The 11,981-nt window shown below is 64.4% G+C and carries 6 protein-coding genes; 1 reads left to right on the top strand and 5 read right to left on the bottom strand.

Going from position 1 to position 11,981, the window contains the following annotated elements:
- Nucleotides 1–35 precede the first annotated feature (35 nt).
- The 4 genes from mdtD to LU688_RS24960 all read right to left on the bottom strand — a co-directional run bounded on the left by mdtD (nt 36) and on the right by LU688_RS24960 (nt 6,288).
- Nucleotides 36–1,463 (bottom strand): multidrug transporter subunit MdtD, encoded by a 1,428-nt coding sequence (gene mdtD, locus LU688_RS24975; protein WP_023632381.1) that lies wholly within the window; start codon nt 1,461–1,463, stop codon nt 36–38.
- A 67-nt stretch (nt 1,464–1,530) separates the two neighbouring features.
- Complete coding sequence (locus LU688_RS24970) at nt 1,531–2,862, bottom strand: TldD/PmbA family protein (RefSeq protein WP_094012356.1); 1,332 nt, start codon at nt 2,860–2,862, stop codon at nt 1,531–1,533.
- Nucleotides 2,862–4,304 (bottom strand): TldD/PmbA family protein, encoded by a 1,443-nt coding sequence (locus tag LU688_RS24965; RefSeq protein WP_094012357.1) that lies wholly within the window; start codon nt 4,302–4,304, stop codon nt 2,862–2,864. Before LU688_RS24965 ends, LU688_RS24970 begins: the two co-directional genes overlap by 1 nt.
- Before the next feature lie 187 nt (nt 4,305–4,491).
- A complete protein-coding gene (locus tag LU688_RS24960) occupies nt 4,492–6,288 on the bottom strand; it encodes an acyl-CoA dehydrogenase (protein WP_232888261.1) in 1,797 nt (598 codons plus the stop codon).
- A 296-nt stretch (nt 6,289–6,584) separates the two neighbouring features.
- Between LU688_RS24960 and LU688_RS24955 the strand changes: the two genes are divergently transcribed.
- The gene (locus tag LU688_RS24955; RefSeq protein WP_094012359.1) at nt 6,585–7,595 is read left to right on the top strand and encodes an RHS repeat-associated core domain-containing protein; all 1,011 of its coding nucleotides are present in this window, start codon (nt 6,585–6,587) and stop codon (nt 7,593–7,595) included.
- A 119-nt stretch (nt 7,596–7,714) separates the two neighbouring features.
- On the opposite strand, the gene putA is transcribed toward LU688_RS24955, so the two are convergent.
- A complete protein-coding gene (gene putA, locus LU688_RS24950; protein WP_094012360.1) occupies nt 7,715–11,665 on the bottom strand; it encodes a trifunctional transcriptional regulator/proline dehydrogenase/L-glutamate gamma-semialdehyde dehydrogenase in 3,951 nt (1,316 codons plus the stop codon).
- Nucleotides 11,666–11,981: the final 316 nt, after the last annotated feature.

Genomic DNA, 11,981 nt, shown 5'->3' with positions numbered 1-11,981 from the left:
TGTCGCACAGTCTACCAGCCTCACAGCCATTCGCCCTACGACTCGACGTGTTCTTCCGGACGACGAGCGCGCCTTCCGTCTGTCGGCGCCAATTGCAGGAAAATCGCCGCCGCCAGCATGGCCATCACGCCGATGGTGACGAAGGTCAGCTGGAACGCCCCCAGGGTGCTTTCCACGCCTTCGGCGCTGCCAGCCGCGGTGAAACCACCGAGCAGCGCGCCGGCGCAGGCTACGCCCAGGCTCAGCGACAGTTGCGCGACCACCGACAGCAGGCTGTTGCCGCTGCTGGCGCTGGCGTCGTCGAGGTCGATCAGGGTCACGGTGTTCATCGCCGTGAACTGCATCGAGTTCACCGCGCCCAGCATCGCCAGCTGCGCCAGCAGCAGCGCATACGGCGTCTGTTCATCGACCAGCCCCAGGCTGGCCAGCAGCAGGCCCAGCAGCAGGGTGTTGCCGGTGAGCACGATGCGATAGCCGAGGCGCTCGATCAGCGGCCGGGCGACCGACTTGGCGAGCATCGCCGCCGCCGCCAGCGGAATCATGCTCATCCCGGCCTGGGCAGGTGAATAACCCAGCGCCACTTGCAGCAGCAACGGCACCAGGAAGGGCAGGGCGCCGCTGCCAAGGCGGGCGAACAGGTTGCCGAGGATACCGATGGCGAAAGTGCGCACGCGGAACAGTGACGGCGAGAACAGTGGCTCCGGATCGCGCCCGGCGCGCAGCCAGTAGGCGGCCAGGCAGGCCATGCCGGCGAACAGCAACAGCATCACCCGCAGGTGCGGCAGGTGCAGTTCGCCCAGCCCTTCCATGGCAATGGTGATCAGCACCATCGCCGCGCCGAACAGCAGGAAGCCCGGCCCGTCGAAGGTGGTGCGCTCGGCGCCGCGCAGGTCGGGGATGAACCTCCACACCGCATAGCAACCCACGGCGCCCACCGGCAGGTTGAGCAGGAAGATCCAGTGCCAGCTAAGAATTTCCACCAGCCAACCGCCCACGGTCGGACCAAGCAGTGGCCCGAGCAGGCCGGGGATGGTGATGAAGCTCATGATCCGCACCAGTTCGCTGCGCGGGTAGGCGCGCAACACCACCAGCCTTCCGACTGGCAGCATCAGGGCGCCACCCAGGCCTTGCACCACCCGGGCGAAGATCAGGAAACCGAGGCTGTTGGCCATGGCACACAACAGCGAGCCGAAGCTGAACAGCAAGATGGCGCTGAAGAAGATGCGCTTGGTGCCGAAGCGGTCGGCAATCCAGCCCGAGGCCGGGATCAGCAGGGCCACGGTGAGCATGTAGGCGATGATCACCCCCTGCATGCGCAGCGGGTCTTCGGCCAGCGAGCGGGCCATGGCCGGCAGCGCGGTATTGAGGATGGTGCCGTCCAGCGATTGCATGAAGAAGGCGATGGCCACCACCCAGGGGATCCAGCGGGCGGTGACGGGGTCCAATGGTGCGCGGTCGGGCATGAGAAACCTCAGGCGAGTGTAGGGCCCATTGTAGGAGCAGGCTCGTGGGAGCCCGCTCCCACGCATGTTACAAGGTGAGGGTCAGCCCTTTGACCAGCGCCCCCGGCAGATGACTCGACCCGGTGCTGCGCTGTCCATAGGTGCTGGTCGACAGGATCATCTCGCGCTCCTGGCTCAGGTCCTCCAGCTGGTTGCCCAGCAGGTTGTACAGGCTGTCGTCGAAGCGCATGGTGCTCACCGGGCCCTGGATCTGCCCGTTCTCCACCCAGAAGGTGGCGAAGCGGGTCAGCCCGGTCATGCGCGCCGCTGGCAGGTCCGAGTAGTTCAAGTACCAGAGGTTGCTGATGTAAAGGCCGGTGCCCAGACGTTCGAGAATCTGCTCGCAGGGCAGGTTGCCCGGCGCCAGGCTCAGCGCGCAGGGCGACTCGTAGCTGTCGGCGCCGTTGGCCTGCTGGCCGAATTCGACGGCGCTGCGCGCACTCACCAGCCGCTCCAGCGCCCGCCCTTCACCGATCAGCAGCAGGTCGCGGCGCGGCGAACCCTCGTCGGAGAAGGCCGGACTCAGCGAGCCGCTGACCTGTTCGCGGAAACTCACCAGCGGGCTCAATTGCGCGTCGCCGTTGTACAGGCGCTGCAACGGGCTGTTGCCAGTGGCCAGCGCCTGCGCGGAAAAACCACCCCAGCACAGCATGCCGGCGATTTCGTCCATCGCCGCCGGTGCCAGGTAGGCGCGGTAGCTGCCGGGCTTGAGGGTGACGGCCGGGCGCCCCAGGTGCGCCAGCTGTTCGCGAGCCTGACGCAGGCGTGCGGCAAAGGTTTCGCCACTCCAGGCCTGCCCTGCGTAGTTGGCTTTGACGGCCTGGCCGTTGGCGTGGAACAGGCTCCAGTCAAAGTTGAAACTGTTGGCCTGGTGCCAGCCAAAGGCGCCGAACGAGCTCGCGAAGCCACGGCAGATGGGGCCGGCGGCATAGATGCCGACCAGATCCAGGTCGCCGGCTTCGCGCTCGACCAAGGCCAGCACTTCGTCCAGCTCGGGCAGTGGCTGCTCCAGCAGGCTATGACTGTGCCAGGCGCTGTAGTCGAGGTTCAGGTAGGGATCCACCGCCAGCAGCGGCAGGGTCTGGCGCAGTTGCGCGAGGGCGTCGTGCAGGCGCTGGCGGTCGAGTTCGGCATCGTCGCCCAGAGTGATCTGCTGCTCTGCCTGGCGTCCTTCGCGGACCAGCCGCAACTGCACGCTGGCCTGGCTGACCAGCCCGGCCTGGCGCACCTTGGCATGGTTGAAGCGCACGAACTGCGAGTGCTCGGCGCTGTAGCCCAGGGTGAACTGCTCGCCGGGCTGCACGGCGGCGTTCAGGCTATCGAGCAAGCTTTCGAAACGTTGCTGGTAGGCGGTGCTCATCAGGCGTCCCCTCCGAATACGTCGATCTGGCGGAACACGCAGGCCGGCGAGGCATGGCCGACTCGCACCACCTGGTTGGGCTCGCCTTTGCCGCAGTTGGGCGTGCCGAGTACCTGGAAGGTGCTGCGGTCACCGACCGCCGAGAGGTTGCGCCAGAAGTCGGCGGAGATGCCGCGATAGTTCGGGTTCTTCACCACGCCCTTGAGTTCGCCGTTCTCGATCAGTTGGCCCCACTCACAACCGAACTGGAACTTGTTGCGCGCATCATCGATGGACCAAGAGCGATTGGTGCGCATCAGGATGCCGTGCTCGATGCCGGCGATCAGTTGCGCAAGCGTCTGCTCGCCCGGCTCGATGTTGAGGTTGGCCATGCGGTCGATCGGCGCGCGGTTCCAGCCGCAGGCGCGGCTGTTGGCCACGCCGTCCAGGCCCGAGCGCAGTTGCGACAGGGCGCCACCCAGGGGGCGCACCAGCAAGCCATCGCGGATCAGGAACTGCTTGCTGGCCGGGGTGCCGTCGTCATCAAAGCTGTAGCTGGCCAGCTCCTCATGGATTGTCGGGTCGAAGGTCACGTTGAGCAGCTTCGAGCCGTACTGCAGATGGCCGAAATCGCTGGCTTTGACGAAGCTGGTGCCAGCGTAGTTGCGCTCATCGCCGAGAATGCGGTCCAGCTCCAGCGGGTGGCCGATGGATTCGTGGATCTGCAGCATCATCTGGTCGGGCATCAGCAACAGATCGCGCTGACCAGCCGGGGTGTTCGGCGCCAGCAGCAATTGCAGCGCCTCGTCGGCCACCCGGCGGGCCGCGCCGACCAGGCCGCAGCGCTCGACCACTTCGAAGCCGCCTTGCTGCCCGAAGTTCTCCCGGCCCAGGCTGCGGCTCTGGCTGTCCTGGCCGTCGCTGGCGGTGACGCCCAGGCCTGGGTAGATGAAGCGCTGGGCGTGACGCAGCTCGGCGCCGGCGGAGTTCAGGTAGGTCTGCTCGACCACGCTGAAGCCCAGGCTTGCCTGCCAGTCCACAAAGCGCTCGTCCCTGGGTACGCTGGCGGACTCGGCGGCGAGCAGGTCCAGGCAGTCGGCGAGTTTGGGCAGGGACTGTTCGAAGTTGGGCGATACATGATCGTGACGCCCGCTCGGGGCGGCCTGGCCACTCAGGTCGAGCAGGCTGCTGGCCTTGATCCTCCGGGCGAGTGCCTCGGCCTGTTCCAGCGCGCGTTGCAGGCCTGCCTGGGACAGGTCGGCGGTGGCCGCGTAGGCCTCGACGCCGTTGACCCGCACGGTGAGCATGGCGCCTTCGTCCTGGCTGAAGAAGGGCGGCTCGGCGACGTTGCGCCGAACCGACAGTGACTGGTGCGATTGCTTCACATGGCGAAGCGAGAACAGTTCGGCCGTGCTGCGCAGCGCGGCGAAGCGCTGGCGCAGCAGGGTGCTGGAGTCGAACATGGAAATCTCCGTGTGTGCGGTGGCTCCCCCTAGGCTTTATACGAAAAGTGCCTGCGCGTCGATCATGCTGCGTTGAAAACAGGCTCGGAATGCTCATTTGCAACCTGCAAAGTCGAGCGCGACTCCGACCGTTCCTCGCCTGTTTTCGCCTTGCCTGATCGCCGCTCGGCGACTTTTCGTACAAAGCCTAGAACCACCCCTCTTGCATGCCCAGGCACGTATCGTCGCGGGCCTCGAGCAAAGCGAGGTCATTATGGCAGCCCGGCACTTCCCAGGTGAGGAAATAACGCGCGGCCTGGAGCTTGCCCAGGTAGAAGTCGCGGTCGCTGCCCTTGAGCAGGCCGACCTCGGCATGGATCGCCTGCTCCAGCAAGCGCCAGCCGATCACGCAGTGGCCGAAGGCCTTGAGGTACAGCGCCGAGTTGGCCAGGGCCCCAGCGACCTTGCCTTGGCCCAGGTCACCGAGCAGGGCGAGGGTGACCGCTTGAAGGCGATTGACCAACTGCTCCAGCGGCTGGCGCAGTGTGTCGAGGTTCGGGTGATGGCTGGCGCGCTCGCAGGTGCCGGCGATCAGGCGGATCAGTTGCTTGAGCCCGGCGCCGTTGTTCTGCGCCAGCTTGCGCCCGAGCAGGTCGAGGGACTGGATGCCTTCGGTACCTTCGTGGATCGGGTTGAGGCGGTTGTCGCGGTAGTACTGCTCGACCGGGTACTCGCGGGTATAGCCGTGGCCGCCGAGGATCTGGATCGCCAGCTCGTTGGCCTTCAGGCAGAACGCCGAAGGCCAGGACTTGACGATGGGCGTGAGCAGGTCGAGCAGCTCCAGGGCTTGCCGGCGTGCCTCTGCATCCGCCGCGGTGTGGGTGTCATCGAACAACCGGGCCGCGTACAGGCCCAGGTCGAAGGCACCCTCCACGTAGGCCTTCTGTGCCAGCAGCATGCGCTTGACGTCGCTGTGCTCGATGATCGGCACGGCGGGGCTGTGCGGGTCCTTGTTGTCCGGCAGGCGGCCCTGTGGGCGTTGGCGGGCGTACTCCAGTGAATACAGGTAACCGGCGTAGCCGAGCATCACCGCGCCCATGCCGACGCCGATGCGCGCCTCGTTCATCATCTGGAACATGCAGGCCAGGCCCTGGTGCGGCTGGCCGACCAGGTAGCCGACGCACTGGCCGTTGTCGCCGAAATTGAGCGCGGTAGAAGTGGTGCCGCGCCAGCCCATCTTGTGAAACAGCCCGGCCAGCAGCACATCGTTGCGCGGGCCCAGGCTGCCGTCGGGGTTGACCAGATACTTGGGCACGATGAATAGCGAGATGCCCTTCACCCCGGCTGGTGCGTCCGGCAGCTTGGCCAGGACCATGTGCACGATGTTCTCGGACAACTCGTGATCGCCGCCGGAGATGAAGATCTTGTTGCCCTTGAGCCGGTAGCTGCCGTCGCCTGCGGGTTCGGCGCGGCTGCGGATATCGGCCAGTGACGAGCCGGCATGGGGCTCGGTCAGGGCCATGGTGCCGAAGTAGCGGCCCTCGATCATCGGCTGCAGGAACAGGCGCTTCTGCTCTTCAGTGCCGAAACTCTCGATCAGGTTGGCCGCGCCCATGGTCAGGAACGGGTAGGCCGTGGTGCCAGCGTTGGCCGCCTGGAAGTGGGCGAAGCAGGCCTGCGATACCAGGCTTGGCAACTGCATGCCGCCGACGTCGAAGTCGCGGTTGGCGTTGAGAAAGCCCGCTTCGAGGAAGGCGTCCACGGCCGGTTTCACTTCCGGGATCAGCTCGGCGCGGCCGTCCACGTAACGTGGCTCGTTTTCATCGGCTTTGCGGTTGTGCGGGGCGAAGTACTTTTCAGCAATGGTGCGTGCGGTGGTCAGCGCCGCGTCGAAGGTCTCGCGGCTGTGCTCGGCGAAGCGCGGGCGCTGGGTCAGGGCCTCGGCGTCGAGGACTTCGTAGAGTTCGAAGGCGAGGTTGCGGCTGCTGAGGAGTTGCTCGGACATGGCGGCATTCCTGGTTCGGGTTGCAGCGAGTCTAGGCGGGGTGGTGGGGCAGGGGACAGGTTAATTGGTGTGGGTGATATGGGGGCAGAAGTGGCCATCGCCCAGGCTGCCTCGGGCGCCGGGCGCTATGGATTCCCACCAAGGCCGCTGTCGCGGGCTGCCGTTTCTCGAGCCGGGCTAGCATGAACCTTTCACCCTAACACCTGCCTGCAGCTGTCGAGACTAGTAAAAGTACCAGTTTCAGAGTGCTCCACGACTATCAATACTTGTTTGAGATTCCTTTTGGCAGGTGTGCGATGAAGTATTTTTTCTATATGGAAGGTAGGCCTGTTGTCGTCGGGGAAGTGGGGGCGGGCAGGCGTATCGTGCGTGGAGCCGGAGGTGCCTTGGCTCAGGTCGGGCAGCGCGACGGGCTGCTTACCGGCACACGCAGCGATGGTTCGATCACCTTCAGCGCCTGGGGCTCCGGGCATTTTGGCCATGTCTATGGTCCCTACGGCTTTGAGCCTTCTGGGGATCACGCTGCCTTACTGGGCTATGCCGGTTATCTACGGGACTCGGAACCTGGCCGCTATCTGTTGGGAAATGGGCATCGTATGTACAGCACGAGGCTGATGCGCTTTAACAGCCCTGATGTACTGAGTCCATTTGCTGCCGGAGGGTTGAATGCATATGCCTATAGTGAGGGAGACCCCATCAATCGTATTGATCCCTCAGGACGGGTTGGATATCAATTTAACCAGACAACCGTAGGGAGATGGCCAGAACAGCGCGTTGTCTGGAGTAGGACAGTCCCACAGGTAAACAGCCAGAGTCCTGGCAGTGTGGTTTTTACCGGCGCAGCAAACTTAACGGATGCAATGACGCTCCATGTGGACAATCGTGACAGATTTGTGGGGCCAAACTATGACGCATTGCAAGCCGATTTTGAAAGTCTGATCCCCTTGGGCATGAAGCCGGAAGACTATGGTCAGTGGGTTTCCCCTGAATTGAGCAAGCAGTCACTGCTTGTCAACAGACGGTCTGCAGTGGGGGCGCTAGAAATTTTGGATAGTCTTGCGTCCGGCGATTACAGGATGGATCACCAGAATCTCTATTTGATAAACAAGAAGACGAGGAGTGTAAAGATTCATGGAGGAGTTATTAGCTCCGATGCCAAGGAGGTTTTCCATCAATATCTTGTGTTCAAGGAGTCTGTTCCCTTGCACAAGAGGCTGCTAGGTGATCAGTGGAAAAGAAAGTTTTCGAATACGCAACAATACGTAAATCTTAAGATGGCGTTAGAAATAAGGGCTTACTGGAATTAGCCAACATGATCAGCGCCCCTACCTGTTCACCCATAAGCATCGCGGGGCAAGCCCGCTCCCACAAAGTCCAAAACACGACCTTGTAGGAACGGGCTTGCCCCGCGATGGTGTCAGCCGTCTTAACCGATGGTCATCAGGCTGGCGTTACCACCCGCTGCCGCGGTGTTCACGCTCACCGCCCGCTCGATCACCAGGCGCTCCAGGGCGATCTGGTGATCGCCGCTCGACAGTCCATGCACGCCGACGATCGCGCCGGCACGCTTGGCCACCTGCTCGCAGACGCCGCGCAACTGGTCGGAGTGACCGTGGTGGATGACCGCGTCGAAGGCGACCTCATCCTTGCTCCAGTCCGCCACCAGCTTGATCTTCGCTTGCAGCTCCTTCGGCAGTCGGGCGCGCACGGTCTTGCCCGGCTCGCCGTCCTGGAACACCGCCGAGCTACCCACGGCCAGTACCGCCGCCAGCTGGGCCAGCAAGTCGGCCTCGTTGTCGGCCAGGCACAGCACGTGTTCGCGTGGCAGCACGCTGTAGGTGTTGCGCTCGCCGGTCGGGCCTGGCAGCACGCGGGTGATGCCGCTCTGCGACTGCTCGGCGAACTGCTCGCACAGCGCGACCAGGTCGTTCATCTGGCTGCTGGCCGCCCAGGTCTTGAGGGTGGTCAACGTCTTGAGCTGCTGGTCGCGCAGGGTGGTGTCGGCCTTGCTGCGCGCGTCGTCGGCCTGGAAGTGGCGGGCGATGGCGTCGGCCGGGCGGGTCGACAGCAGGCGGTACAGGTACAGCGGGCCGCCGGCTTTCGGGCCGGTGCCCGACAGGCCTTCACCGCCGAACGGCTGCACCCCGACCACGGCGCCGACGATGTTGCGGTTGACGTACATGTTGCCGGCGTTGACGTTGTCCACCACCTTGGCGATGGTCTCGTCGATGCGGGTGTGCACGCCCAGGGTCAGGCCGTAGCCGGAAGCGTTGATCTGCTCGATCAGCTGGTCCAGGTCCTTGCGGTTGTAGCGCACCACGTGCAGCACCGGGCCGAAGATTTCGCGCTTGAGCTCGTCGAAGCTTTCCAGTTCGATCAGGGTCGGCATCACGAAGGTGCCGCGCTTGATTTCTTCACCCTCGGCGATGGCCACCTGGTAAACGCTGCGGCCTTTGTCGCGCATGCCCTGGATGTGCTTCTCGATGCCGGCCTTGGCTTCGGCGTCGATCACCGGGCCGATGTCCACCGACAGGCGCTCCGGGTTGCCCAGGCGGCTTTCGGCCATGGCGCCCTTGAGCATCTCGATCACGCGGTCGGCGGAGTCCTCCTGCAGGCACAGCACACGCAGGGCCGAGCAACGCTGGCCGGCGCTGTCGAAGGCCGAGGACACCACATCGATCACCACCTGCTCGGTCAGCGCCGAGGAGTCGACGATCATCGCGTTCTGGCCGCCGGTTTCGGCGATCAGCGGGATCGGACGGCCCTGGTTGTCCAGGCGCCCGGCAATGTTGCGTTGCAGCAGGCGGGCGACTTCGGTGGAGCCGGTGAACATCACGCCCTTGACGCGCTCGTCACCGACCAGGCCGGCGCCGACGGTTTCGCCCTGGCCCGGCAGCAGTTGCAGCACGCCTTCGGGGATGCCGGCTTCCAGCATCAGGCGCACGGCCTGGGCGGCGATCAGCGGGGTCTGCTCGGCCGGCTTGGCCAATACCGGGTTGCCGGCGGCCAGGGCCGCGGCCACCTGGCCGGAGAAGATCGCCAGCGGGAAGTTCCACGGGCTGATGCACACCACCGGACCCAAAGGGCGGCAGTTGTCGTTGCGCAGGTCGTTGCGTGCCTGCACCGCGTAGTAGCGCAGGAAATCCACCGCCTCGCGCACTTCGGCGATGGCGTTGGCGAAGGTCTTGCCGGCTTCGCGTACCAGCAGGCCCATCAGCGGCTGGATATCGGCTTCCATCAGGTCGGCGGCGCGTTCGAGGATCGCGGCGCGCTCGGCCGGCGGGGTGGCCTGCCAGATCGGCGCGGCGTTGAGCGCGCACTGGATGGCGTTGTCGACGTCGGTGACGGTGGCTTCCTGCACATGGCCGACCACATCGCGATGATCGGACGGGTTGAGCACCGGTGCGGCCGGCTGTTCGCTGGCGGCGCAAGCCAGCAGCGGCGTGGCTTTCCAGTCGTTGTGTGCGGTGGCCAGCAGGGCGCAGGACAGCGACGCCAGGCGGTGTTCGTTGGCCATGTCGATGCCGGCCGAGTTGGCCCGCTCGCTGCCATAAAGCGCGCGCGGCATCGGGATGCGCGGGTGCGGCAGGCCGATGCTGCCTTCCTGGGTGCCCATGCGCTCGATGCTGGCGACCGGGTCGGCTACCAGTTCCTGGATCGAGATCGAGTGATCGGCGATGCGGTTGACGAACGAAGTGTTGGCACCATTCTCCAGCAGGCGGCGGACCAGATATGCCAGCAGAGTTTCGTGGGTGCCGACCGGGGCGTATACGCGGCACGGACGGTTTAGCTTACCTTCGGAGACTTTGCCTACCACTTGCTCGTACAGCGGCTCGCCCATCCCGTGCAGGCATTGGAACTCGTACTGGCCTGGGTAGTAGTTCTGCCCGGCAATGGTGTAAATGGCCGACAGGGTGTGGGCGTTGTGGGTGGCGAACTGCGGATAGATGGCTTCTGGCACGGCCAGCAGCTTGCGGGCGCAGGCGACGTAGGACACGTCGGTATACACCTTGCGGGTGTAGACCGGATAGCCTTCCAGCCCCTCGACCTGGGCGCGCTTGATCTCACTGTCCCAGTAAGCGCCCTTCACCAGGCGGATCATCAGGCGGTGACGGCTGCGCTTGGCCAGGTCGATGACGTAGTCGATCACGTACGGGCAGCGCTTCTGGTATGCTTGGATGACGAAGCCGATGCCGTTCCAGCCGGCCAGCGACGGCTCGAAGCACAGACGCTCGAGCAGGTCCAGCGACAGCTCCAGGCGGTCGGCTTCCTCAGCGTCGATGTTCAGGCCGATGTCGTATTGCTTGGCCAGCAGGGTCAGCGACAGCAGGCGCGGGTACAGCTCGCTCATCACGCGCTCGTACTGGGCGCGGCTGTAGCGCGGGTGCAGGGCCGAGAGCTTGATCGAGATGCCCGGGCCTTCATAGATGCCGCGGCCGTGCGAGGCCTTGCCGATCGAGTGGATCGCCTGCTCGTAGGAGGCCAGGTATTTCTGCGCGTCGTGCTCGGTCAGCGCGGCTTCGCCGAGCATGTCGTAGCTGTAGCGGAAGCCCTTGGATTCGAACTTGCTGGCGTTGGCCAGGGCCTCGGCGATGGTCTCGCCGGTGACGAACTGTTCGCCCATCAGGCGCATGGCCATGTCGACGCCCTTGCGGATCATCGGCTCGCCGCTCTTGCCGATGATGCGGGTGAGCGAGGAGGTCAGGCCGGATTCGTTGTGGGTGCTGACCAGCTTGCCGGTCAGCAGCAGGCCCCAGGTGGCGGCGTTGACGAACAACGATGGGCTGTTGCCCAGGTGTGGCTGCCAGTTGCCGGTGCTGATCTTGTCGCGGATCAGTGCGTCACGGGTGCCTTTGTCGGGGATGCGCAGCAGGGCTTCGGCCAGGCACATCAACGCCACGCCTTCTTGCGAGGACAGCGAGAACTCCTGCAGCAGGCCCTGGACGATACCGGCGCGGCCACCGGCGCTCTTCTGGTTGCGCAGCTTGTCGGCCAGGCTGGCGGCCAGCTTGTTGGTGGCTTCGGCCTGGGCCGCGGGCAGGCGAGCCTGCTCCAGCAACATCGGCACTACTTCCTGCTCGGGGCGGCGGTAGGCGGCGGTGATCGCCGAGCGCAGGACCGACTGCGGCAGGATGCTTTCGGCGAATTCCAGGAAGCACTGGTGGGCGTGGTCGGCGGCGACTTCGCCGGCGTCGTCGCCAGCGGCGGCATGGCCGTTGAGGTCGTTCAGGGTGGCGCCACCCTCGAGCTTCTCGAGATAGTTGAAGATCGCTTGCTTGATCAACCAGTGCGGCGTGCGGTCGATGGACTGCGCAGCTGCTTTGAGTCGCTCACGGGTCGGGTCGTCGAGTTTGACCCCAAGGGTGGTCGTCGCCATTTCTTATCCTCGTTATTGCCACGGATGTGGCCTAAGCTGGCGGCAAGATTAGCCTGTAGGACAATTCGGGTGCAACCGGGTGCAACCCGATTTTTTCAAGGTAAAGGTGCTACTCGTCTGAAGGATGTTTCCATACAACCGAAACGGTCTTTATTGGTTCAATTTGTTATGGAAAACGCTTTGTTTGCTCCGAATTGGAGCAAGAATGCGGTTTTATCTGAAAATGCATGGCTGGGTGCAACTGGCAAATGAAAAATGGTTGCACCTCGTTCACGTTGTTGCATAGGATTCGCCGCCTGGGTGCAACCGCCGTCGT

This window comes from Pseudomonas soli (assembly GCF_021283165.2).
GTDB classification, from domain to species: Bacteria; Pseudomonadota; Gammaproteobacteria; order Pseudomonadales; family Pseudomonadaceae; genus Aquipseudomonas; species Aquipseudomonas soli.
This window is presented reverse-complemented; position numbering and strand designations above follow the sequence as displayed.